The organism is Pseudomonas putida NBRC 14164 (genome assembly GCF_000412675.1).
Taxonomy (GTDB): domain Bacteria; phylum Pseudomonadota; class Gammaproteobacteria; order Pseudomonadales; family Pseudomonadaceae; genus Aquipseudomonas; species Aquipseudomonas putida.
This window is the reverse complement of sequence record NC_021505.1, coordinates 1,968,438-1,992,963: the sequence shown is the minus strand read 5'-3', so window position 1 is coordinate 1,992,963 and position 24,526 is coordinate 1,968,438. Positions and strand designations below refer to the sequence as shown.

The 24,526-nt window shown below is 64.3% G+C and carries 14 protein-coding genes; 9 read left to right on the top strand and 5 right to left on the bottom strand.

What is annotated here, in order from left to right:
• Window positions 1–113 precede the first annotated feature (113 nt).
• Both zwf and gnd read right to left on the bottom strand, forming a co-directional pair.
• Window positions 114–1,619 (bottom strand): glucose-6-phosphate dehydrogenase, encoded by a 1,506-nt coding sequence (gene zwf / locus PP4_RS08715; RefSeq protein ID WP_016498823.1) that lies wholly within the window; start codon window positions 1,617–1,619, stop codon window positions 114–116.
• The gene (gnd, locus tag PP4_RS08710; protein WP_016488154.1) at window positions 1,616–2,599 is read right to left on the bottom strand and encodes a phosphogluconate dehydrogenase (NAD(+)-dependent, decarboxylating); all 984 of its coding nucleotides are present in this window, start codon (window positions 2,597–2,599) and stop codon (window positions 1,616–1,618) included. The genes zwf and gnd overlap by 4 nt, the downstream gene beginning before the upstream one ends.
• 203 nt (window positions 2,600–2,802) lie before the next feature.
• Here gnd and PP4_RS29290 point away from each other — a divergent pair, with 203 nt between their 5' ends.
• The 9 genes from PP4_RS29290 to PP4_RS08670 all read left to right on the top strand — a co-directional run bounded on the left by PP4_RS29290 (window position 2,803) and on the right by PP4_RS08670 (window position 16,643).
• Window positions 2,803–2,970, top strand: a complete 168-nt coding sequence (locus tag PP4_RS29290) for a DUF6026 family protein (RefSeq protein WP_016498822.1) — start codon at window positions 2,803–2,805, stop codon at window positions 2,968–2,970.
• Window positions 2,971–3,512: 542 nt separating this feature from the next.
• Entirely contained in the window at window positions 3,513–5,072 is a 1,560-nt protein-coding gene (glgA, locus tag PP4_RS08705; RefSeq protein ID WP_016498821.1) for a glycogen synthase GlgA, read from the top strand.
• A 14-nt stretch (window positions 5,073–5,086) separates the two neighbouring features.
• The gene (treZ, locus tag PP4_RS08700; protein WP_016498820.1) at window positions 5,087–6,829 is read left to right on the top strand and encodes a malto-oligosyltrehalose trehalohydrolase; all 1,743 of its coding nucleotides are present in this window, start codon (window positions 5,087–5,089) and stop codon (window positions 6,827–6,829) included.
• Window positions 6,826–8,895, top strand: coding sequence for a 4-alpha-glucanotransferase (gene malQ, locus PP4_RS08695; RefSeq protein WP_016498819.1), 2,070 nt, complete (start codon window positions 6,826–6,828; stop codon window positions 8,893–8,895). The genes treZ and malQ overlap by 4 nt, the downstream gene beginning before the upstream one ends.
• Complete coding sequence (locus PP4_RS08690) at window positions 8,892–11,666, top strand: malto-oligosyltrehalose synthase (protein WP_016498818.1); 2,775 nt, start codon at window positions 8,892–8,894, stop codon at window positions 11,664–11,666. Before malQ ends, PP4_RS08690 begins: the two co-directional genes overlap by 4 nt.
• Before the next feature lie 14 nt (window positions 11,667–11,680).
• A complete protein-coding gene (locus PP4_RS08685; protein WP_019470132.1) occupies window positions 11,681–11,965 on the top strand; it encodes a DUF2934 domain-containing protein in 285 nt (94 codons plus the stop codon).
• Window positions 11,966–12,117: 152 nt separating this feature from the next.
• Complete coding sequence (glgX, locus tag PP4_RS08680) at window positions 12,118–14,271, top strand: glycogen debranching protein GlgX (RefSeq protein ID WP_041167663.1); 2,154 nt, start codon at window positions 12,118–12,120, stop codon at window positions 14,269–14,271.
• A gap of 181 nt (window positions 14,272–14,452) precedes the next feature.
• Window positions 14,453–15,247, top strand: a complete 795-nt coding sequence (locus PP4_RS08675) for an endonuclease/exonuclease/phosphatase family protein (protein ID WP_016498815.1) — start codon at window positions 14,453–14,455, stop codon at window positions 15,245–15,247.
• Window positions 15,248–15,566: 319 nt separating this feature from the next.
• Window positions 15,567–16,643 carry an autotransporter domain-containing protein gene (locus PP4_RS08670; protein ID WP_016498814.1) on the top strand — a complete coding sequence of 359 codons (1,077 nt, stop codon included), beginning with the start codon at window positions 15,567–15,569 and terminating at the stop codon, window positions 16,641–16,643.
• Window positions 16,644–16,745: 102 nt separating this feature from the next.
• On the opposite strand, the gene glgB is transcribed toward PP4_RS08670, so the two are convergent.
• The 3 genes from glgB to PP4_RS08655 form a co-directional block, all read right to left on the bottom strand.
• Window positions 16,746–18,956: a 1,4-alpha-glucan branching protein GlgB gene (gene glgB, locus PP4_RS08665; RefSeq protein ID WP_016498813.1), complete on the bottom strand. Its 2,211-nt coding sequence runs from the start codon at window positions 18,954–18,956 to the stop codon at window positions 16,746–16,748.
• Complete coding sequence (gene treS / locus PP4_RS08660; protein ID WP_016498812.1) at window positions 18,957–22,274, bottom strand: maltose alpha-D-glucosyltransferase; 3,318 nt, start codon at window positions 22,272–22,274, stop codon at window positions 18,957–18,959.
• Between the two features lie 160 nt (window positions 22,275–22,434).
• Window positions 22,435–24,453 (bottom strand): alpha-1,4-glucan--maltose-1-phosphate maltosyltransferase, encoded by a 2,019-nt coding sequence (locus PP4_RS08655; protein WP_016498811.1) that lies wholly within the window; start codon window positions 24,451–24,453, stop codon window positions 22,435–22,437.
• Window positions 24,454–24,526: the final 73 nt, after the last annotated feature.

Genomic DNA, 24,526 nt, shown 5'->3' with positions numbered 1-24,526 from the left:
CCCTTTCGCGGCTAAAGCCGCTCCCACAGGGATACCATTTCCCTCAGGCCTGATGCGATACCTGTGGGAGCGGCTTTAGCCGCGAAAGGGCCGGCACTGGCTTTACAAAAGCATCAGCCCAAGCGGTGCCACTCGCGCTTGTCGCGGGTCAGCAATTCATTGCCAGCGTCAGGCCCGTCTTCACCGGCCGGGTACTGATGCACCTCGCCATCCTGGGCCCAGGCATCGAGAAACGGCTGCACCGCTCGCCAGCCGTTCTCGATGTTGTCAGCCCGCTGGAACAGGGTCTGGTCACCGGTCAGGCAGTCGTAAATCAGCGTCTCGTAGCCGGTCGCCGGGGTCATCTTGAAGAAGTCTTTATAGGCAAAGCCCAGCTCCACATTCTCCATCACCAGCTCCGGCCCTGGCCGTTTGGCCTGCAGGTCGAACCACATGCCTTCGTTGGGCTGAATCTGGATTTTCAGGTAGTTGGGCTTGGGCCGCTCCAGCTCCGACTCGCGGAACTGCGCATACGGCGCGGGCTTGAAGCAAATGGCAATTTCGGTGTCGCGCACGCTCATGCGCTTGCCGGTGCGCAAGTAGAACGGCACGCCGGCCCAGCGCCAGTTGTCGATCATCACCTTCAGCGCCACGTAGGTTTCGGTCTGGCTGTCAGGCGCGACATTGGGCTCCTGCCGGTAACCGGGCAGCTGCTTGCGCCCCTGCTTGCCGGCACTGTACTGGCCGCGTACCGAGTTCTTCAGGGCCATTTTCGCCGACCATGGGCGAATAGCACCGACCACCTTGGCCTTTTCGCCCCGCACCGCGTCAGCCCCGAACGCAGCCGGCGGCTCCATGGCCACCATCGCCAGCAACTGGAACAGGTGGTTGGGAACCATGTCGCGCAGGGCCCCGGTGCTGTCGTAGAACGCACCACGGGTTTCGACGCCGACCGTTTCCGCAGCGGTGATCTGCACGTGGTCGATGTAGTGGTTGTTCCAGAACGATTCGAACAGGCCGTTGGAGAAGCGGCTGACCAGAATGTTCTGCACCGTCTCTTTGCCCAGGTAATGGTCGATACGGTAGATCTGCCGTTCGCCCATCACTTTCAACAGGCAGGCGTTGAGCGCCTCGGCGCTGGCCAGGTCGGTGCCGAATGGCTTCTCGACCACCACGCGGCGAAAGCCGCCGCCAGACTCGTCGAGCAAGCCGGCCTGCCCCAGGCGCTGCGCCACCTCGGGGAAGAAACGCGGCGAGGTGGCCAGGTAGAAGATGGCATTGCCGTGGCTGGTTTTGTCGATGCGCTTGGCGAGGGCCTGGTAAGTGGCCGGGTCGAGGAAATCGCCCGTCTGGTAATCCAGGCGTTTGGCCAGGCGTACCCAGAGCTTTTCGTCCAGGCACTTGGCGCTGCCCTCGCCGCTTTTATCCCGCTCGAGCATGAACGCATGCAGGCGCTCTGCAAATTCCTCGGCGCTGGCCGGGTTGTGGTCCACGCCAACGATGCGCAGGTTGCGGTCCAGCAAACCGTCGCGGCTGAGGTTGTACAGCGCCGGCATCAGCAGGCGCTTGACCAGGTCGCCATTGGCGCCGAACAGGAACAGGGTACAGGGAGGAGCGGCTGGAATGGTCTGTTTGGTCATTCGCCTTTCTTCTCGACGTGGCCACCGAAGCCCAGGCGCATGGCCGAAAGGATCTTGTCACCATACGTGCCCTGCTGCTGGCGCGAGCGGAAGCGCGCAAACAGTGCGCTGGACAGCACCGGCACCGGCACCGCCTGCTCGACGGCGGCATCGATGGTCCAGCGGCCTTCGCCACTGTCGGATACCGAGCCACTGAACTGCGACAGCTGCGGGTCGGCCACCAAGGCATCGGCGGTGAGGTCGAGCAGCCATGAGGTTACCACGCTGCCACGCCGCCACACCTCGGCGATCTCGGCCACGTTCAGGTCAAAGCGCTGGTCTTGCGGTAGCTCGTTGCCACCTTTGCTGCGCAGCAGGTCGAAGCCTTCGGCATAGGCCTGCATGAGGCCGTACTCGATACCGTTATGCACCATTTTCACGTAGTGCCCGGCGCCGGGTGGGCCCGCGTGGATATAGCCGTGCTCGGCGCGCTGATGCTCCCCGCTGCGGCCATGAGTACGCGGGATGTCACCCACGCCCGGGGCCAGCGCCTTGAACAGTGGCTCCAGGCGCTCGAACACGTCCTTTTCGCCGCCGATCATCATGCAGTAGCCACGGTCCAGGCCCCATACGCCGCCAGAAGTGCCGACGTCCAGGTAATGCAGGCCGCGCTTTGCCAGCTCGGCAGCGCGGCGCATGTCGTCCTTGTAGAAGGTATTGCCGCCGTCGATGATCGCATCGCCCGGTTCCAGCAGGTCAGCCAACTGCGCGATGGTCTGCTCGGTTGGCTCGCCGGCCGGCAGCATCACCCACACTGCGCGTGGGGCTTTCAGCTTTTGTACCAGCGCACCAAGGTCGTGCGCGCCTTGGGCACCCTCGCCCTCCAGCCCGGTAATGGCCTCGCGGTTGCGGTCGTGCACCACGGTGCGGTGGCCGGCGCGCATCAGGCGCCTTGCGATATTGCCGCCCATGCGGCCCAGCCCGACGATTCCCAATTGCATGAGCCGATGCTCCCTTACGAAATGGATGACAACACAGTCCAGCGTTTCAGATTAGTCCAGCATGCCGCCCGAGGGTTCAGCGACGAACGGCAAGACCACGATAAACAAAAAAGTTCCCACCAACTGCAAAAGAATTCAGAATGCGCCCCGCGTGAAGCGTCTACGCTTTGACTTGTCACCAGCCAAAACCGCGAGGTGTGCTCATGGGTACCTTGATGCCTGCAACCCCAACCCAGACACTTTATGTCTCCGTGCGCCGTGATGAGCTGCGTAAACTGAAAGACGAACGTGACCAGTTGCGCCAACAGGTCGCCCAGTTGAACCTGCTGCTGGCGCAGGCGCGTACCGACGGCAAGGCCGTCAACCTCTGACCCTTCCTCTCAGTGGGGGCTTCTAGGGCTCCCACGCTGCTGCCCCTTGCGAAAAAGCAAACACACCTGCAGCGCCCCATTATGGTGCGCCAGCCCACTCCAGCCACAATTCGGCGCACCCTCCAAACACCCCCGCCCTACCTTCGCCCACCCCGTTCCATGACCGGTCACAAACGCCAACGTTTGCGTCTATTCCGCACATAACAATAGTGACCAGTGGGTCACCTTTTTATCACTTTCTCTCCTACACTCGGTTTTCGGCCCGCCATTTGCTCAATGGAAGAGTGACGTAAAAAAGTCGAACTTTCAGGAAAGCGGGCAGGTCAGGAACTAAGTAGGCCAAACGCAGGGGATATACCCAGGCTCGGCCGCCACACCCCAACCAGTCCAATCGCCTTCGGCCGGAATGCCGACAGCGCTGTGCCTGCGCGCACGACTCAGGGGCAAGGAACGCACTACGCAGTATTCAGAACCAGAGAGAACCAACACGAAACATCGCCACGGGTGCCAGCACCCGGCCAAGCATAGGGACGGAGAGAAGTATGATCAGTGCCGCTGTCGAGCCTCACGTAGATTCATTCAAACCGGACAACCGCGAGCCGCTTACCCCGGATTTCGCCACGACAGGCAAGGCACCCGGCGCGCAGCGCCAGCAAAACCCGAACATGCGCAAGATTCTGTTCGTCACCTCGGAAATCGCAGACCTGGTCAAGACAGGAGGCCTGGGTGACGTGTCCGCCGCCCTGCCCCGTGCCCTGGCGCACCTGCACGATGTACGGGTGTTGATCCCGGGGTACCCCCAGGTGATGGAGAGCGACAACCCGATCCACATCGTCGGTGAACTGGGCGGCCACGCGGCCCTGCCGCCGTGCAAGATCGGGCGCATGGACATGGCCGACGGCCTGGTCATCTATGTGCTGATCTGCCCCGAACTGTACCAGCGCGATGGCACCCCCTATGGTGCCAACAATGGCCGCGACTGGCCCGACAACCACATCCGCTTTGCCCGCCTGGGCCTGGCTGCCGCCGAGATTGCTGCGGGCGAAGGCAAGATCCACTGGACGCCGGAAGTGGTGCACGCGCATGACTGGCCCGCCGGCCTGGCCCCGGCCTACATGCACTGGCGCGGGCTGAATACGCCGACCCTGTTCACCATCCACAACCTGGCCTACCAGGGTGTGTACAGCCGTGGTTGCAGCCCGGAGCTGGCGATTCCCGACCACGCCATGCAGCAGGAAGGCATGGAGTTCTACGGCAAGCTGTCGTTCCTCAAGGCGGGCTTGGCGTATTCCAGCCACATCACCACGGTCAGCGCCACCTATGCCCGGGAAATCACCACCCCGGAATTCGGTTGCGGCCTGGACGGTTTCCTCGCCAGCAAAGCCCAGCAAGGCCTGCTTGGTGGCATCCCCAACGGCATCGATGAAAGCTGGGACTCGGCCACCGACAAGCACCTGCAGCACAACTTCAGCATCAACGACTGGGAAGGCAAGGCGCGCAACACTCAGGAGGTACGCGCTCTGTTCGGTCTGGAGGATTCTGACGGACCGCTGTTCGCCGTGGTATCACGGTTGGTGTACCAGAAGGGCCTGGACCTGACCTTGGGTGTGGCCGACTACATCGTCGAACAAGGCGGGCAGATTGCGATCATCGGCCGTGGCGAGCCGGAAGAAGAACAGGCCATGCGCGAGCTGGCGCTGCGCCACCCGGGCCGCATCGGGGTGCGCATCGGCTTCAACGAAACCGACGCCCGGCGCATGTTTGCCGGCAGCGACTTCTTGCTGATGCCATCGCGCTACGAGCCTTGCGGCCTCAGCCAGATGTACGCGCAACGCTTCGGCTCGCTGCCGGTAGCGCGCAACACTGGCGGCCTGGCCGACACCATCGAGTGCGGCGTCACGGGCTTCCTGTTCAATGAGTCCACCGTCGAGAGCTACCGCCAGGCACTCAGCCGCGCCTTCTATGTATACGGTAAAAAGGATTTGCTGAACGCCATGCGCTGCCTGTCGATGACCCAGCCATTCAACTGGTGCCAGGCGGTGGAACCCTACGCCCGCCTCTACGAGGACCTGGTCAAGCAGGCACAACTGAGCCACTACTGAGCGGGGGCTGGAAGATGCACAGGCATGGCGCACACTTACTGGACGCCACGTCGGCGCGCTTCGCCCTCTGGGCACCCGATGCGCGCAGCGTGAGCGTAGAACTGGAGCAACAGCCGGCCATCGAGCTGCTGCCCGACGACGATGGCTGGTACACCGGTGTGGCTCCGTGCCAGGCCGGTGACCGGTACCAATACCGTATCGACGGTGAGCTGCAAGTGGCCGACCCGGCCTCCCGCTACCAGCCTGAGGGCGTAAAAGGCCCGAGCCAGGTGGTGGATGTGGCCGGTTACCAGTGGCAACACCCTTGGCAAGGCCGGCCTTGGCACGAAGCAGTGATCCAGGAGCTGCATGTCGGTTTACTCGATGGCTACGCCGGGGTTGCCCGGCAGCTCCCGCGCCTGGCCGAGCTGGGCATCAGTGCCGTCGAGCTGATGCCACTGGGGCAGTTCCCCGGCGAGCGCAACTGGGGCTACGACGGCGTGCTGCCTTACGCACCGCAGAACACCTATGGCAGCCCCGAGCAGCTGTGCGCGCTGGTCGACCGGGCCCACGGCGAAGGGCTGATGGTGCTGGTGGATGTGGTCTACAACCACTTCGGCCCCGACGGCAATTACCTGCACCAGTACGCCAGCCCGTTCTTCCGCGAAGACCGGCAGACGCCCTGGGGCGCGGCCATCGATTTCCGCCGCCCGCAAGTGCGTGAGTACTTCATCCAGAATGCCCTCATGTGGCTGTGCGACTACCGCTGCGACGGCCTGCGCCTGGATGCCGTACATGCCATCGACCAGCCCGATTTCCTGATCGAGCTGGCGCAGCGCGTACGCGCCGCCGTGGAGCCGGGCCGGCATGTGTGGTTGGTGCTGGAGAACGAGCACAATCAGGCCGGCCTGCTGGAACAGGGCTTTGACGCCCAGTGGAACGACGACGGCCACAATGCCCTGCATGTGCTGCTGACCGGCGAAACCGAAGGCTACTACGCCGACTACCAGAAGCGCCCCATCGACCAGCTGGCCCGCTGCCTTTCTGAAGGCTTCGTGTTCCAGGGCCAGGCAAACCGCCACGGCACGCCCCGCGGTGAACCCAGCGGGCACCTGGAGCCCAGCGCCTTTGTGTTGTTCTTGCAAAACCACGACCAGGTCGGCAACCGCGCGCTTGGCGAACGCCTGACCCGCCTGTGCCCGCCGCCAGCCCTGCGTGCGGCCACCGGCCTGCTGCTATTGGCCCCCATGATTCCGCTGCTGTTCATGGGCGACGACGACGGCAGCTGCCGGCCGTTCCTGTTCTTTACCGACTTCCATGACCAGTTGGCCGACGCCGTACGCGAAGGCCGCCGTGGCGAGTTCGCCCACTTCACTGCGTTCGCCGACCCCGAGCAGCGTGAGCACATTCCCGACCCCAACGCCGAACAGACCTTTGAATCTTCACGCCCGCAAAACAAGGAAGTGATCGCCGGCTGGCACGGCCTGTACCAGCAACTGCTCGAACTGCGCCGCCGCCACGTCATCCCGCACCTGCCGGGCAGCCGCTCACTGGGCGCCGAGGTGCATGGCGACAAAGCGCTGACCGCACGCTGGCGGCTGGGCGATGGCAATACCCTGCGCATCGACCTGAACCTGGCGGCAACTGAGCAGGCGGTCGAGCTGCCCGCTGCCGCCACACGGCTATTCGACAGCAGCGACACCCGACACCCAGATACCCAAATGGCCGCGTACAGCTGCGTGGTCAGCCTGCTTCCCCCTGACCAGGAGCGCCCATGAGCGAAACCGCCCTGCACCGCTTGGCAAACCGCGTCGGGTTGAGCCGCGACTGGATCGACGCCAATGCCCGACCCCAGCGCGTCAGTGACGAGGTGCTGCGCACCATTCTTGAAGGCCTGGGCCACGCTGCCGCTGACGACGACGCCATCGCCATCAGCCTGCGCACGGTGGAAGCCGCCGAAGACAGCGAACACCTGCCGCCCCTGCTGACCGCAGACCTGGGCAAGCCCTTGGCGCTGGCGCGTTACTTCAGCGCCGCCAGCGTCGCCCACTGCACCCTGGAAGACCACGCCTCACTCACCCTGAAACTTGACGACCAGGCACGCCTGCCCGGTGAGCTGCCAATCGGCTACCACCAGGTGGAAATCGACAGCCGCCACTTCACCGTGGCCGTGGCCCCGCCCCGCTGCCACAGCCTCGAAGACACGGTGCAACAGCCACCACCACGCTGTTGGGGCCTGGCCGTGCAGCTGTACAGCCTGCGCCGCCCCGGCGATGGCGGCTACGGCGACTGCCTGGCGCTGGAGCAGCTGGCCCGCTCGGCTGCCGAGCGCGGTGCCGATGCCTTGGCCATCAGCCCCATCCATACACTGTCGGCCATCGACCAGGAGCACTACAGCCCCTACTCGCCCTCCAGCCGCCTGTTGCTCAACACCCTGTACGCCAGCCCCGCCGCCCTGCTGGGCGAACGGGAGGTACGCATGGCCATCGAAGCCTGCGGGCTGGAGCAACAACTGGAAGAACTTGAGCAACGCCCGCTGGTCGACTGGCCACGCGCCGCCAGCGCCCGCCTGCGCCTGCTTGAAGCGCTGTACCAGGGTTTCAGCCAGGGTGACCACCCGCTGCGCAGCGATTTTGACAGCTTCCGCGAAGCGGGCGGCCAGGCGCTGGAGCACCACTGCCGCTTCGAGGTGCTGCAAGCCCAGGCCGTGGAGCACGGCCTGGGTGCCGACTGGCGCAACTGGCCCAAGGCCTGGCACGACCCCTACCACCCGGAAGTTGAAGCCTTTGCCAATGCCTACCCGGCCAAGGTCGAGTTCCATGCCTTCTGCCAATGGCTGACCGAGCGCGGCCTGCAACGTGCCCAGGAAGCAGCCCGCGGCAACGGCATGGCAGTGGGCCTGATCGCCGACCTGGCGGTGGGTGCCGACGGTGCCGGCAGCCAGGCCTGGAGCCGCCAGGACGAATTGCTGGCGGGCCTGAAAGTAGGCGCGCCACCCGACATCCTCAACCGCGCCGGTCAAGACTGGGGCATCTGTGCGTTCTCGCCCGAAGGCCTCAAGCGCAACGGCTACCGCGCTTTCATCGAGATGCTGCGGGCCAATCTGGCCCATGCCGGTGGCTTGCGCATCGACCATGTGATGGGCCTGCGCCGGCTATGGCTGATCCCGCAGGGGGCCAAGCCCAGCGAAGGCGCTTACCTCAATTACCCGGTGGACGACCTGTTGCGCCTGCTGGCGCTGGAGTCGGTGCGCCACCAGGCGATCATTCTCGGTGAAGACCTGGGCACCGTGCCCGACGGCCTGCGCGAAACACTGGCCGAGAAGGCCGTGCTGGGCATGCGCGTGCTGCCGTTCGAGCAAACCCAGCCCGGCCAGTTCAAACCGATACTGGACTGGCCGGACAACGCCCTGGCCACCACCGGCACCCACGACCTGGCACCGCTGGCCGGCTGGCTGGAAAACCGCGACATCGACTGGAGCCACCGCTTGCAACTGATCGACGCTGCCACCGAACAGCACTGGCGCCAAGGCCGCCAGATAGAACACGACGGCCTGCGCCGTACCCTGGAGACCAACTACGGTGAACTGAAGGACAACGACGCGGTGATCGATGCGGCCATCCGCTTCGTTGGCCATACCCGTGCGCCCTTGGTGCTGATACCGCTCGAAGACCTGCTGGGCTGCGACGAGCAGCCCAACCTGCCGGGCACCACCAGCGGGCACCCCAACTGGCGGCGGCGCTTCACCCGGCCGGTGACAGAACTGCTCGATGACGAGGATGCCGCGCGGCGCCTGGAGCTGCTGGCCCAGGCCCGCGAACAGGCTTGGGAGCGTGACCGATGAAGCCGCTGACCGCGACCCTGCGCCTGCAGTTTCACAGTGACTTCACCCTCGATCACGCCGTACCGCTGGTGCCGTACTTCGCCCAATTGGGCATCAGCCACCTGTATGCCTCGCCCATCCTCAGGGCCCGGGCTGGCTCGCGCCACGGCTACGATGTGGTCGACCCAACCTGCGTCAACCCCGAACTGGGCGGCGAGGCAGCACTGGAGCGGCTGGTCGCCGCGCTGCGCCAGCATGGCATGGGGCTGATCCTCGACACCGTGTCCAACCACATGGCCGTGGGCGGTGCCGACAACCCCTGGTGGCAAAGCCTGCTGGCCTGGGGCCGGCGTAGCCCGTATGCGGAGTTCTTCGACATACAGTGGCACTCCAGCGACCCGCTGCTGGCCGGGCAACTGCTGCTGCCGTTCCTTGGCAGCGACTATGGCGTAGCGCTGAAGAAGGGCGAGATACCGCTTGAATTCGACAAGCAGCACGGCACGCTGCAAATCGCCCATTACGATCACCGCTTCCCGGTGTGCCCGGTCGACTATGGCTGGATTCTCGCCCTCAGCCCGGAGCCGGCGCTCAAGACTCTGGCCGAGCACTTCACGGCATTGGCCGAATCGACCACCCCGCTGGCCGATGCCCTGCCGCTGCACACCGAACTGGCACGCCTGGTGCGCGAAGGTGCCGACCTGGAATCGGCGCTGGTGGCATTCGACAGCCGCGCCAAAAATGGCCTCAAGCGCCTGCACCTGCTGCTGGAGCGCCAGACCTACCGCCTGGCCAGTTGGCGAACCGCTGCCGACGACATCAATTGGCGGCGCTTCTTCGACATCAACGAGCTGGGTGGCCTGAGGGTGGAGCGCGCCGTGGTGTTCGAGGCCACCCACGCCAAGCTGTTCGAGCTGATCGGACGCGGCCTGGTGGACGGCCTGCGCATCGACCATATAGACGGCCTGGCCGACCCGCGCGGCTACTGCCGCAAGTTGCGCCGTCGGGTCGATGGCCTGTTGGCGCAGCGGCCTTTGCAGGCGGCCCTGGAGCACTTCCCGATCTATGTGGAAAAAATCCTCGGCGCCGGCGAGCACCTGCACCGCGACTGGCTCACCGACGGCACAACCGGCTACGAATTCATGAACCAGGTCTCGCTGCTGCAGCATGACCCAGCCGGCGAAACGCCGCTGACCGAGCTTTGGGCGAACGTCACCGAACGGCCGGACTTCCCTGAAGAAGTGCGTCAGGCGCGTTACCTTGTGCTCAATGCCAGCCTCGCCGGTGACTGCGAATCGGTGGCCCAGGCGCTGCTGCAGGTTGCGCGCAACGACCTGATGACCCGCGACCTGACCCTGGGCGCGATCCGCCGGGCGTTGCAGGCACTGGTGGCGCATTACCCGGTGTACCGCACCTACTTCAACGCCTGCGGGCGCCCCGCTGAAGACGAAGGGTTTTTCCAGCAGGCGCTGGCCAACGCCCGGCACGACCTCGGAGAAGCCGATTGGCCGTTACTGGACCACCTTGAACAATGGCTGGGCGGGCAAGCCTGGCGGCAGTTGCCACCGGGTCGCGCCCGCAAGCAACTGCGCCACGCCTGCGTGCGCTTCCAGCAACTGACCGCGCCCAGCGCCGCCAAAGCCGTGGAAGACACCACCTTCTACCGCAGCGCCCGGCTGCTGTCGCGCAACGACGTGGGCTTCGAGGCAGAGCACTTCAGCGCGCCTCCCATGCACTTCCATAACGAAGCCCAGCGGCGCCTGCGCGACTTCCCCGACAACCTGCTCGCCACTGCCACCCATGACCACAAGCGCGGGGAAGACACCCGCGCGCGCCTGGCCGTGCTCAGCGAACGCGGCCCGTGGCTGGCCAGCCGGGTGGAACACTGGCGTGAACTGGCAGCGCCGCTGCGCGCACAGCTGGACGATGGCCTGGCACCCAGCCCCGGCGACGAGCTGATGCTGCTGCAAACCCTGCTTGGCAGTTGGCCGCTGGGCCTCGACCTGCACGACGACAACGCCCTGCGCCAGTATGCCGAGCGTATCCGCCAGTGGCAGCAGAAGGCCTTGCGCGAAGCCAAGTTGCGTAGCAGCTGGAGCGCGCCGAACGAGGCCTACGAAGGCGCCTGTGCCCGCTACATCGAAGGCTTGCTGCTGGACAGCGAGAACCAGCAACTGCGCAAATCCGTGGCAGATGCCGCGCAACTGCTCGCCTGCCCCGGCGCCCTCAATGGCTTGGTGCAGGCCCTGCTGCGCATGACCACACCCGGTGTGCCCGACCTGTACCAGGGCAACGAGTACTGGGACTTCAGCCTGGTCGACCCGGACAACCGCCGCCCCGTGGACTACGCTTCGAGGCGTCGCACCCTGGACGACGCCACGCCGCCAGCCGAGCTGCTGGCGCACTGGCGCGACGGCCGCATCAAGCAGGCCCTGATCGCCCGGGTGCTGGATTGCCGCCAGGCGCACGCCGAACTGTTCCGCCGTGGCGCCTATCTGCCGCTGACCGTGCTGGGCAAACACGCTGACAAGGTGATCGCCTTTGCCCGGTTGGGCGACGGCGAGCGGGCCGTCATCGTTGCGCCACGCCTGGCCAGTACCCTGCTCGGTGGCAACCCTACACCGTTGATCCCGGCACAGAACTGGGACGACACCCGGCTGGTACTGCCGTTTGCCTTGTCACCTGCCAACTCGACGGGACTTTTCCCCTGCGCGGCGGTCAGCTCTTCCAAGGAGTTGATGTTGAGTGCTGTGCTGGCGGAGTTTCCGGTCAACGTGTTGATACAACAATCTTGAGCATCAGGAGCGTCATGATGAGTGTCGATGAAAAGCGTATTCGCGAATTTGCCTACCAGATCTGGGAATCTGAAGGTAAGCCCGTAGGGGAGGAAGAGCGCCACTGGGATATGGCCCGCAAGCTGGCCGAGGCCGAGGCATTGGCCCCCAAGGCCGAGCCCCGCAAGCGGGCGCCGGCCAAGCCCAAGGCAGCCGCTGAGCCCAAGGCGCCTGCCGAGCCCAAGGTAGCTGCCCTGCCGGGGGTCAAACCCGCTGCGGCGAAAAAGCCTCGGGCGGTGAAAAAGCCTACTGCCGGGTAAGCCTGTCCCGGCCACTTCGCGGGTAGACCCGCTCCCACAGGGTCATCACAGGTGCTCAAAGCAGTGCAGTACCTGTGGGAGCGGGTTTACCCGCGAAGTGGCCAATGCAGGACACCACATTCCCCTTCCATCACGGCCATTTGAGGATCGTCATGAGCCCCCGCACCCCTAAGAAAACCCGCTCGGTCGCACCATCGCGCATCCGCGAAGGCATGCCCTTCCCCCTCGGCGCCACCTGGGATGGCCTTGGGGTCAACTTCGCCTTGTTCTCGGCCAACGCCACCAAGGTCGAGCTGTGCCTGTTCGACTCCACCGGCGAACAGGAACTCGAGCGCATCGAACTGCCCGAATACACCGACGAGATCTACCACGGCTACCTGCCCGACGCCCACCCCGGCCTGGTATACGGCTACCGGGTGTACGGCCCCTACGAGCCGGAAAATGGTCACCGCTTCAACCCCAACAAACTGCTGATCGACCCTTACGCCAAGCAACTGGTCGGCAGCCTGGAATGGTCAGAGGCACTGTTCGGCTACACCGTCGGCCACCCCGACGGCGACCTGTCGTTCGATGAGCGCGATAGCGCGCCCTTCGTGCCCAAATGCAAGGTGATCGACCCGGCCTTCACCTGGGGCCGCGACCAGCGTGTGCTGATACCGTGGGAGCGCACGATCATCTACGAGGCGCATACCCGCGGCATCAGCATGCGCCACCCGGCAGTACCAGAAGAGCTGCGCGGCACCTTTGCCGGCCTTGCCAATGACGAGCTGCTCAAGCACATCAAGGACCTGGGCGTTTCCAGCATCGAACTGCTGCCGATCCACGCCTTCGTAAACGACCAGCACCTGCTGGACAAAGGCCTGAACAACTACTGGGGCTACAACAGCATCGCCTTCTTCGCGCCCCATCCGCGCTACCTGGCCAGTGGCAAGATCGCCGAGTTCAAGGAGATGGTCGCGCACCTGCACGACGCCGGGCTGGAGGTGATCCTCGACGTGGTATACAACCACACCGCCGAAGGCAACGAACGTGGCCCGACCCTGTCGATGCGCGGCATCGACAACGCCTCGTACTACCGGCTGATGCCGGACGACAAACGCTACTACATCAACGATTCCGGCACCGGCAACACCCTGGACCTGAGCCACCCCTGCGTGTTGCAACTGGTCACCGACTCGCTGCGCTACTGGGCCGGTGAAATGCACGTGGATGGCTTTCGCTTCGACCTGGCGACCATCCTTGGCCGTTACCACGACGGCTACAGCGAGCGCCACGGCTTCCTCGTCGCTTGCCGTCAGGACCCGATGCTGAGCCAGGTGAAGCTGATTGCCGAGCCGTGGGACTGCGGCCCCGGTGGTTACCAGGTGGGCAACTTCGCCCCGGGCTGGGCCGAATGGAACGACCGCTTCCGCGATACCGCACGCGCCTTCTGGAAAGGCGACGAAGGCCAGCTGGCCGACTTCGCCGCACGCCTGACCGCATCGGGCGACATGTTCAACAATCGTGGGCGCCGGCCGTACTCCTCGGTCAATTTCATCACCGCCCACGATGGCTTTACCCTGCGCGACCTGGTGTCGTACAACCACAAGCACAACGAAGACAACGACGAGAACAACCAGGACGGCACGGACAACAACCTGTCGTGGAACTGCGGTGCCGAGGGGCCGACCGACGACCCGGACATCAACGCGCTGCGCATGCGCCAGATGCGCAACTACTTTGCCACCCTGCTGCTGGCCCAAGGCACGCCGATGATCGTCGCCGGCGACGAGTTCAGCCGCACCCAGCACGGCAACAACAACGCCTACTGCCAGGACAGCGAAATCGGCTGGGTGAACTGGGACCTGGACCAGGAGGGCAAAGAGCTGCTGGCCTTCGTCAAACGCCTGACCCGCCTGCGTCTGGCCTACCCGGTGCTGCGCCGCTCACGCTTCCTGGTGGGTGACTACAATGAGGCAATCGGGGTCAAGGACGTGACCTGGCTGGCACCGGATGGCAACGAGATGAGCGTGGAACAGTGGGAGGACCCGCACGGGCGCTGCCTGGGCATGCTGATCGATGGCCGCGCGCAGGTCAGCGGTATCGCCCGGCCGGGTTCCGAGGCCACGGTGCTGCTGATCGTCAATGCCCACCATGATGTTGTGCCATTCAAGTTGCCGACGGTACCTGAAGGTGATTACTGGAGCTGCCTGGTCGATACCGACCGGCCGGAGTTGCGCAAGGGGCAGCACCTGCAGTTCGACAGCACGTTCGAGGTCAAAGGCCGTTCGATGCTGCTGATGGTGTTGCAGCACGAGGAGGAGTGAACCTGGGGTGGCCGCGCCTGTCCGACTGTGTATTGGTTGCCTGTATCGGCCCTATCGCCGGCAAGCCAGCTCCCACAGGTATGGTGCAGGCCATCAGACGGTGCAGAACCTGTGGGAGCTGGCTTGCCGGCGATAGGGCCGGTAGATGCAACACACATGCACCTGCGATCGAGGAGGAATTGTGAACCCCGAAGCCGGCAGCACAGGTTTTGCCAGCGTCAACCAGGCCGCGGCCGTGAAGCGGCTGCGGGTACTGACGGTGAACACCCATAAGGGCTTCACCGCCTTCAACCGGCGCTTCATCCTGCCGGAACTGCGCGAGGCGGTGCGCAGCACCCAGGCCGACATCGTCTTCCTCCAGGAAGTGCTTGGCAGCCACGACCGCCACGCCGCGCGCTACCCGGGCTGGCCGCAGACCTCGCAGTACGAATTCCTCGCCGACAGTATGTGGAGCGACTTTGCCTACGGCCGCAACGCGGTCTATCCCGACGGCCACCACGGCAATGCGTTGCTGTCCAAGTACCCGATCATCGAACACCGCAACCTCGACGTGTCGATCACCGGCCCCGAACGCCGTGGCCTGTTGCACTGCATCCTCGACGTACCCGGCCAGCATCAGGTGCATGCCATCTGTGTGCACCTGTCATTGCTGGAAAGCCACCGGCAGAAGCAACTGCAACTGCTGCGCAAATTGCTCGAGTCATTGCCCGCCGACGCGCCGGTGATCATTGCCGGCGACTTCAACGACTGGAAAAGCCGCGGCAACCGCACCCTCGGCCTGCAGCCTGACCTGCACGAAGCGTTCGAGCGCCACCACGGCCACCTCGCCCGCACCTACCCTGCCCGCCTGCCGCTGTTGCCCCTGGACCGCATCTACCTGCGCAACGCCGAAAGCCATGGGCCGCGGATTCTGGGGCACAAACCTTGGTCGCACCTGTCAGATCACTTGCCCTTGGCGGTGGAGGTCAGGCTCTAGCAATCATTCTTCATAGCCACGAAGCGGGAAATAGCGAACCCCGCTATACCCTGGCGTTTTTCTCGGGGAATCAAGTACTTGAGAGAAATTACACAACCTGAACAGTTCTTTCACGCTTTCTTGACGCAAGCGGCGTCCTCTCCTTAGCTGAACATTACCAAGCAGTAAAGATCTCGCGCCGGGCCTCTAGCTCGCGCCTTCGTGCGCGCTTGCAAAGGCTGGCGTGCTGGTTTGGGTCGCCCACTGTTTTTGCCGTACAGCTCGTGACAACAGGCCAGGTCCTCGGGCTGTATCCCACAAAAACAACAGGAGATCCGCCATGAAAAGCACCTCGAACCCCTTGCGCTTCGACAGCATTTTCTACGCGGTTTCCACGTCGCTGCTTCTGGCAACCCCGGTGGAAACTTTCGCGTACGAACTGCAGGGTGACCCCACCTCGCCCGGTTTTCTGCAACAGCCTGCAATGCCGCAGATGTCGCTCGACCCGGTCAGCGCCAGTAGCTTGAGCATCGGCACCCTGAGTGCGTTTTCGCAAACCATGAGCGCGCGCCACGGGCAGACAGCACCGGACCTGATCGCCAGCCAGTGGGCACAGTTTTTCCCGACCACCTCGCGCAGTGGCACGCAACCCCCAGACCAACTGGAAGCCCCCAGCCAGCAACTGACAATCGGCCCGGACCTGTTCGTGCGTGAAACTGCAGCGGGCACCGTGCACCGCGCAGGGGTTTTCGTAGGGCACAACAACCTGCAGAGCAGCTTCAACGGCATACGCCCGTTGTTGGGCGACAAGCAGCGCAATGCGGTGAACCTGAGCGGGGAAAGCCTGGGCGTGTACTGGAGCATGACCCATGAACAGGGCTGGCACCTCGATGCGGTGGCCATGGGCTCACGCATCGATGTAATGGGCCGGGGTGAAAACGGCCAGCGCCTTGACGAAAGCGGCCATGCGATGACGTTCTCGGTGGAAGGCGGCTACCCGATCCGCCTGGGCGGCAACTGGGTGATCGAACCCCAGGCACAGTTGATCAACCAGCAGTTCTTTCCCGGCAACCAGGTGCAGGAAGAAACCCTGCAGGCCTTCGACAGCCAGCCGAGCTGGAGCGGCCGGGTCGGTGCGAAATTGTCCGGGCGCTACGACGTGCGCGGCATGCCCATCGAACCCTATGTGCGGACCAACGTGTGGTACGACTTCAGCAATCCCGACGAGGTGAAGCTGGACCAGGTCGACAAGATCTCCAGCTCACGCTACTCGACTACGGTGGAACTGGGCTTGGGGCTGGTGGCGCGGGTGACGCCTTCGGTAGCCTTGTTTGTCAGCGCCGATTACAGCAGCGATGTGGATGACAATGACCTGAACGGGCTGATTGGCAGCCTTGGGGTACGGATGCGGTGGTAGGCAGGCGCGGCCCTTTCGCAGCACAAGGCTGCTCCTACAAGGGAATGGCGCCCACCTGTAGGAGCAGCCTTGTGCTGCGAAGAGGCCGGTACAGGCAACCTGTCAGGCCGGCTTCATTATCAGAACGCCAAGCGGCGGCAAATTCAGCGCCAGCGACAATGGCTGCCCATGGCTGGCCAGTGCCTCACTGGCCACTGCCCCCAAATTGCCTACGTTGGACCCTGCATACAGCTCGGCATCGCTGTTCAGCAATTCCTGCCAGCGCTCGCCAAACGGCACACCAATGCGGTAGCCCTCGCGTGGTACCGGGGTAAAGTTGGCCACCACCAACACCGGCTCGCCGCTGCTGCTCCAGCGCAGCCAGGCGTAGACGCTGTTTTGCGCGTCGTCACCGATCAGCCACTGGAAGCCCTGCGGCTGGCAATCCTGCTCGTGCAGCGCCGGCTCTTCGCGGTACAGGCGGTTGAGGTCGCCCACCAGGCGCTGCACGCCTTGGTGCTCGGGGTACTGCAGCAGGTACCAGTCCAGCTCGCTGTCATGGTTCCACTCACGCCACTGGCCGAACTCGCAGCCCATGAACAGCAACTTTTTGCCTGGGTGCGCCCACATGAAAGTGAGGTAGGCGCGCAGGTTGGCGAATTTCTGCCAGCGGTCGCCGGGCATCTTGTCGATCAGCGAGTGCTTGCCGTGCACCACTTCGTCGTGGGAGATGGGCAGGATGAAGTGTTCGGAATAGGCGTAGATCAGCCCGAAGCTCATCTCGTTATGGTGGTGGTTGCGATGCACCGGGTCATTCTGGATGTAATGCAGGGTGTCGTGCATCCAGCCCATGTTCCACTTGTAGGCAAAGCCCAGGCCGCCCTGCTGGGTCGGCTGGCTGACGCCGGGCCAGGCGGTGGACTCCTCGGCGATGATCAATGCACCGGGGGCCTCGTGGGCAGCCACGCCGTTGAGGTGGCGGATGAAGTCGATGGCCTCCAGGTTCTCGCGCCCGCCGTGGCGGTTGGGCACCCATTCGCCGGCCTTGCGCGAATAGTCGCGGTACAGCATCGAGGCCACCGCATCGACCCGCAAGCCGTCGATGTGGAAGTGCTTCAGCCAGTGCAGCGCCGAGGCCATCATGAAGCCACGCACTTCGTTGCGGCCGAGGTTGTAGATCAGCGTGTTCCAGTCCTGGTGGTAGCCCTCCAGGGGGTTGTCGTATTCGTACAGGGCAGTGCCGTCGAAACGCGCCAGGCCGTGTTCGTCGGTGGGGAAATGCGCCGGCACCCAGTCCAGCAGCACGCCTATGCCGCCTTGGTGGCAGGCATCGATGAAGGCGGCAAAGTCCTCGGCACTGCCATAGCGTGAGGTGGGCGCGAACATCGACAGTGGCTGATAGCCCCAGGAGCCGCCGAACGGGTGCTCCATGATCGGCAGCAATTCGATATGGGTAAAGCCCAGTTCCTGCACATAGGGCACCAGCCGCTCGGCCAGTTCGCGCCAGTTGTAGTAGCGCCCGACTTCGCCTGCCTCGTCCAGCTCGCAGCGCCAGGAGCCTGGGTGCAGCTCGTAGATCGACAGGGGTGCGCTGTAGGCATGGCGCTGCGCGCGTTGTGCCATCCAGTCTTGGTCTTGCCACGCGTGGCTGAGTTCACCGGCCACCTTGGATGCGGTGCTCGGCGGCAATTCAGTGGCGCGGGCCAGCGGGTCTGCTTTCAGTGGCAGTATCCCGTCCTTGCCCAGCACCTCGTACTTGTAGGTTTCGCCCACGCCCAGGCGCGGCACGAACAGCTCCCACACCCCGGCGCTGTGGCGCAAGCGCATGGGGTGGCGGCGGCCGTCCCAGTTATTGAAGTCACCCACCACCGACACCCGCCGGGCATTCGGCGCCCACACCGAGAAACATACACCGTCGACGCCCTCGACCTGGATCGGTTGGGCGCCGAAGCGCCCGGACAGGTCGCGGTGGTTGCCTTCTGCGAACAGGTGCAAGTCCATGTCGCCCAGTTGCGGGCCAAAGCTGTAAGGGTCTTCGGTGACTTGCTCGCCACCGGCCCAGCCAATTTGCAGCAGATAGGCTTGTGCATCATCGAGGTGCGCCGTGAACAAGCCCGGTACTGCGCTTTGCACCATTTCGGCCAGTACGCGCCCATCATGGCGCGCCAGCACCCGTGCACTCAGCGCATTGGGCAGGAAGGCGCGGATGAACACCCCGCCTTGGCCATCGCCGTGGGGGCCTAGCACTGCGAAGGGATCGGCGTGCTCGGCGCGGGCCAGGGCATCCAGGTCCCGTTGCCGAAGGCCGCCGTTTTCACGCGTGGTTGCATTCATTTATGACTCTCCCCAGGTACTGATCAGTCCATGCAGGCCATGCAAAGGCACGGCCAGCCAGCTTGGACGGTTTTCGGCTTCATATGTGATCTCGTAGGCGGCTTTTTCCAGGCAGAACAATTCCAGTGCGGCGCGCTCGCCCTCAGCCTGTTGCCAGGCATGGGGCATGGCGGCGGTGGCCAGGCCATAGGCTTCGACAAAGGCGTGGCGCGACTGATGCAGGTACTGCCGGGCAACCCGCTGACGAGCCTGCTGCGCCGGGCCGGAAAGGTCGACCGCAGAGGCGCTGCGCAGGATCATCGCAGCAGCATAGTCGAAGGATCGCAACACGCCGCTGACATCCTTGTACGGGCTGTGTTTTGCCCGGCGTTCTTGCAGTGGACGGGACGGTTCGCCCTCGAAATCGATCAGGTAGGCATCCCCCTGCACCACCAGCACCTGGCCCAGATGCAGGTCGCCGTGCACCCGCATCAGCAAGCCACCCTCGGCCTGCTCCGCCAGGCTGGTGATGTGCTGGGCCAGGCCGTCGCGCTGCTGTTGCAGGTCGTCGACCAGGGCCTGGCTGTCGGGGTCGAGGGCGTCGCGGTGCTGGGCCAGCAGGTCGAGGGCGTGGTTCAGTTCGGCGCTGATCTGCGTACCCCAGCGCTGGCTGTCGTCAGCATCGCTGGGGCGTGGGCGGAAGGCCTCATCGTCGGTGGGCGCGGCCAGCAGCAGGTGCATCTCGCCCAGGCGTTGGCCAAGCAAGGCGGCAAAGCCGGTGAGTTCCAGCAAGGCATCGGTGTGTGCCTCGGCATCGCGGCTGGGTGGGGCCATCTGGTCGCGGATAGCCCGTTCAAGGGTGTTCTGGGTCCAGGCCCAGGCATCGCCCTGATTGCTCAGGTAGCCTTGGGCGATCATCAGCAGGTGTGGGGCGTTTTGCTCATCCACCCGGCTGACCCAAGCCAGCAATGGCGAGATATTGGCAAAGCCGGCAGCGGTCAGGTAGGCGCTCATTTCCAGTTCCGGGTGAATGCCCGGGTTGACCCGGCGGATCAGCTTGAGCACCACGCGGTCGCCGATCACCACCGAGCTGTTGGACTGCTCGGCGCTGAGGTAGCGCACGGCGCTTTCATCGTTCAACCCAAGGGCTGCCAGCAGGTCGGTGCATTCGAAACGCAGTTCGCCCGCGCCGCTGCCGCAGGGCAGGCGCAGGCCATCCTGGCAGGCGTGCAGTACTGCGCGGATAAACGGTTCGAGCACGAAGGCATCGGTAATCAGGCCAACCTGATGGGCACGGCGCACCCGCGACAAGGCCAGCTGCTGCGGCAGCGCTGTGTTGATCTGGTCTTCGGGCAGCAGGCCAAACGGTAGTTGGTAGTGGTTGGCCGTCCCCCCGCTGAGCACTTCGATTTCGCTGAGCAACACGGGCGTGGTAGCGGTAGCGAAGCGCACGCCGTAGCGCAGGCGCACCTCGTCAATGGGCCCCTCCTTGCCGGCGAACCAGCGCCGCTTGGGCAGGTATTGCGGCAGGATGGTGGTTTGCAGGGTGTCGCGGGCGGGTGCTTCCAGCAGTTCTTCCATGCGCTTGCGCAAAACTAGCGTGGTCAATTCGGGTAACCCCTCGGTGGCCTGGATGTGCCAGCTGGGCATGCGGTCATGGGCGGCCAGCAGGAACCAGTAGAAGGCATAGGGTGGCAGGGTGAGCAGGAACGGCAGTTGCCCGATGGGCGGGAAGGCACTGCCGCCGAGCATCTCCACCGGTACTTTGTCGGCGTATTGTGACAGTTCGAGTTCCGCGGCCTGGGCCGCACGGGAAACGTTGGCCACGCACAGGATGACCTCGGTGTGGCCATCGGCATCGGTGTACTCGCGGATATACGCGAGGATGCGCCGGTTGCTGGGCGTAAGGGTTCGCAGGGTGCCGCGGCCAAAGGCCTTCTGCTGCTTGCGTACGGCCAGCATGCGCCGGGTCCAGTTGAGCAGCGAGTGGGGGTCGTGGCTCTGGGCCTCGACATTGACCGTCTGGTAGCCGTATAGCGGGTCCATGATCGGCGGCAGCACCAGGCGCTGCGGGTCGGCGCGGGAAAAGCCGCCGTTGCGGTCGGGCGACCACTGCATGGGAGTGCGCACGCCGTCTCGGTCCCCCAGGTAGATGTTGTCGCCCATGCCCAGCTCGTCGCCGTAGTACAAGGTGGGTGTGCCGGGCATCGACAGCAGCAGGCTGGTGAGCAGCTCGATACGACGCCGGTCACGCTGCAGCAGAGGCGCCAGGCGCCGGCGGATACCCAGGTTGATGCGGGCGCGGCGGTCTTCGGCGTAGTAGTTCCACAGGTAATCGCGCTCGCGGTCGGTGACCATTTCCAGGGTCAGCTCATCGTGGTTGCGCAAAAAGATCGCCCATTGGCAGTTGGCCGGAATCTCCGGCGTCTGGCGCAGGATGTCGGTGATCGGGAAGCGGTCCTCCATGGCCAGGGCCATGTACATGCGCGGCATCAACGGGAAGTGGAAGGCCATGTGGCATTCGTCGCCCTCGCCTTCGCCGAAATATGGGCGGGTGTCTTCGGGCCACTGGTTGGCCTCGGCCAGCAACATGCGGTCGGGGTAGTTGGCGTCGATTTCAGCGCGAATGGCCTTGAGTACCGTGTGGGTCTCGGGCAGGTTTTCGTTGTTGGTGCCGTCGCGTTCGATCAGGTAGGGGATGGCATCCAGGCGCAGGCCGTCGACGCCCAGGTCAAGCCAGAAGCGCATCACCTTGATCACCGCATTGAGCACCTGCGGGTTGTCGAAGTTCAGGTCTGGCTGGTGCGAGTAGAAGCGGTGCCAGAAGTACTGGCCGGCGACCGGGTCCCAGGTCCAGTTGGACTTTTCGGTGTCGAGGAAGATGATGCGCGTACCGTCGTACTTCTGTTCGTCATCCGACCACACGTAAAAATCCCGCGCCTTGCTGCCGCGCTTGGCATGGCGGGCGCGCTGGAACCACGGATGCTGGTCGCTGGTGTGGTTGATGACCAGCTCGGTGATTACCCTCAGGCCGCGCTTGTGTGCCTCGGCGATGAAGCGGCGGGCATCGGCCAGGCTGCCGTAATCGGGGTGCACGGCCTTGTACTCGGCGATGTCATAGCCGTCGTCGCGCCGCGGCGAGGGGTAGAACGGCAGCAGCCACAGGGTATTGACGCCCAGCTCGGCGATGTAGTCGAGTTTGCTGATCAGGCCCGCGAAATCGCCGATGCCGTCGTTGTTCGCATCGAAGAACGACTTGATGTGCAACTGGTAGATGACGGCGTCCTTGTACCACAGCGGGTCGTCGATGAAGGCTGCCGGGCGGGAACGCTTGGCCATGGATGACTCCTTTCAGTTTCCAGGTTGCTCTGCAAGCAACTGATTACCCCATACCTGTGGGAGCGGGCATGCCCGCGAATCAGACACCGCGGTGTTTGGCACCGGCGGCGCCGGTGTTCGCGGGTAAACCCGCTCCTACAGGTGCACAGTCTGAGCCTTGTTAACGGGCTTTTTCGATGCGCCAGATCCCGAATGGCTGATGCCAGGGCTCGATACGCATCCACTGGGTCTTGCCATGCCAGGTCCAGCGGTGGCCGTTCATCAGGTCTTCACCATGGGTTTCGGCGTTGTCATCAAGCCCCAACTCCCACAGGGGCAGCTCGAAATGCGCCTCCTGGGCGTTGTGCGGGTCGAGGCTGATCGCCACCAGGATGTAGTTGTCACGCTCTGGAGTGCGCTTGGCGAAGTACAGGATGTTGTCGTTCCAGCAGTTGAAAAACGCCACGCCCAAGTGAGTTTGCAAGGCACGGTTCTGCCGGCGAATGCGGTTGAGCTGGGCGATCTCGGCAATGATGTTGCCCGGCTGGGTGAAATCGCGCGGGCGGATCTGGTATTTCTCCGAATCCAGATATTCCTCCTTGCCTGGCAACGGCGCGCTTTCGCATAGCTCGAAGCCGGAGTACATGCCCCACAGGCCCGAACCCATGGTGGCCAGCGCGGCGCGGATGAGGAAGCCGGCGCGACCGGAGGTGTGCAGGAAGAACGGGTTGATATCTGGCGTGTTGACGAAGAAGTTCGGCCGGTAGCACTGGCTCCACGGCGGCTGGTTGAGCTGCTCGTAGAATTCGCGCAGTTCCTGCTTGGTGTTCCGCCAGGTGAAGTAGGTATAGCTTTGCGCGTAGCCGACCTTGCCCAGGCGCGCCATCATCGCGGGCTTGGTGAATGCCTCGGCAAGGAAGATCACATCCGGGTAGCGGGCGCGCACATCGGCGATCATCCATTGCCAGAACGGCAGTGGCTTGGTGTGCGGGTTGTCGACGCGGAAGGTCTTCACGCCCTCCTCTACCCAGCCGAGCACCACGTCGCGCAGCGCCAGCCACAGCGAAGGGACGGCGTCCGGGGCGTAGAAATCGACGTTGACGATGTCCTGGTACTTTTTCGGCGGGTTCTCGGCGTAGCGAATGGTGCCGTCAGGGCGCCAGCTGAACCAGCCGGGGTGCTCTTTGAGCCATGGGTGGTCCTGCGAGCACTGGATAGCGAAATCCAGGGCGATTTCAAGGCCATGCTCAGCGGCGGCGGCAACCAGTCGACGAAAGTCTTCCCGCGTGCCCAGCTGGGGATGGATGGCGTCATGGCCGCCTTCGGCACTGCCGATAGCGTACGGGCTACCAGGGTCGCCGGGCTCGGCCTTGAGGGCGTTGTTGCGGCCCTTGCGGTGCTGCGTGCCGATGGGGTGGATGGGCGGGAAATACAGCACATCGAAGCCCATGTCACGGATCATGGGCAGGCGCTGGTGCACGTCATTGAAGGTGCCGTGGCGCTGCGGGTCATCGGTGATCGAGCGCGGGAACAGCTCATACCAACTGGCGAACTGCGCGGCCGGGCGGTCGACATCGACGGGCAACTCGCGGCTGCGGGCCAGGTAACTGCGGTGCCCCGCTTCGCTAATCAGGTGCGCAACGTCCGGGCCCAGCAACAGTGCCACCTGCCCGTCGGTATCCAGCTCCGCCAGGCGCTGCTGTAGCGCTTCGAGCTCATCGCGCAAGGCACCGCTGCACAGCTCGGTGCCTTTGCCCAGCATCAAGCGGCCCTCTTCCAGTTCCAGTTTTACCTCGACACCGGCGTTGTACTTTTTCTCCAGGTCATGGCTATAGGTGGCGAACGGGTCGACCCAGGCCTCGATGCTGAAAAGGTGCGGGCCAAGTTCGGTGGGGGTGAACTCGGCCAGCCACAAGTCGTTGCCCGCCGATTGCATCGGCACGCAATGCCAGCGCCGGCTGTTGGCCTGGCGCCAGTTGAGCATCACCGCCAGGCGGTCGTGGCCATCGCTATAGACCTTGCTGCTGACCGCCACTGGCTGGCCGCTGATGGCTTTGGCGGCGAAGGTGCCGGCTTCGAGCGCGGGTTCGGTGTCTTCGATCACGATACGCGGCGCCAGCAGCGCCTGGGACAGGCTGATGGCCTGGTCCGGGTGATCGTTCGCCGTGGGCACGCTTTCAAAGGGCTCGTTTCGTGACATCGACCTTGCTCCCTCAGGCTGGTGGCGGTAAGGGTTCAGAGCCGGGCACAGGCGGGGGGTTCAAAATAATTGA

Excerpts from the sequence above, each read along its gene's own strand:
- glgX (WP_041167663.1), top strand. The coding sequence starts at position 12,118 with ATGAGCCCCCGCACCCCTAAGAAAACCCGCTCGGTCGCACCATCGCGC.
- malQ (WP_016498819.1), top strand. The coding sequence starts at position 6,826 with ATGAGCGAAACCGCCCTGCACCGCTTGGCAAACCGCGTCGGGTTGAGC.
- treS (WP_016498812.1), bottom strand. The coding sequence starts at position 22,274 with ATGGCCAAGCGTTCCCGCCCGGCAGCCTTCATCGACGACCCGCTGTGG.
- PP4_RS08690 (WP_016498818.1), top strand. The coding sequence starts at position 8,892 with ATGAAGCCGCTGACCGCGACCCTGCGCCTGCAGTTTCACAGTGACTTC.
- PP4_RS08670 (WP_016498814.1), top strand. The coding sequence starts at position 15,567 with ATGAAAAGCACCTCGAACCCCTTGCGCTTCGACAGCATTTTCTACGCG.
- PP4_RS08685 (WP_019470132.1), top strand. The coding sequence starts at position 11,681 with ATGATGAGTGTCGATGAAAAGCGTATTCGCGAATTTGCCTACCAGATC.
- PP4_RS08655 (WP_016498811.1), bottom strand. The coding sequence starts at position 24,453 with ATGTCACGAAACGAGCCCTTTGAAAGCGTGCCCACGGCGAACGATCAC.
- zwf (WP_016498823.1), bottom strand. The coding sequence starts at position 1,619 with ATGACCAAACAGACCATTCCAGCCGCTCCTCCCTGTACCCTGTTCCTG.
- glgA (WP_016498821.1), top strand. The coding sequence starts at position 3,513 with ATGATCAGTGCCGCTGTCGAGCCTCACGTAGATTCATTCAAACCGGAC.
- treZ (WP_016498820.1), top strand. The coding sequence starts at position 5,087 with ATGCACAGGCATGGCGCACACTTACTGGACGCCACGTCGGCGCGCTTC.
- glgB (WP_016498813.1), bottom strand. The coding sequence starts at position 18,956 with ATGAATGCAACCACGCGTGAAAACGGCGGCCTTCGGCAACGGGACCTG.
- gnd (WP_016488154.1), bottom strand. The coding sequence starts at position 2,599 with ATGCAATTGGGAATCGTCGGGCTGGGCCGCATGGGCGGCAATATCGCA.
- PP4_RS29290 (WP_016498822.1), top strand. The coding sequence starts at position 2,803 with ATGGGTACCTTGATGCCTGCAACCCCAACCCAGACACTTTATGTCTCC.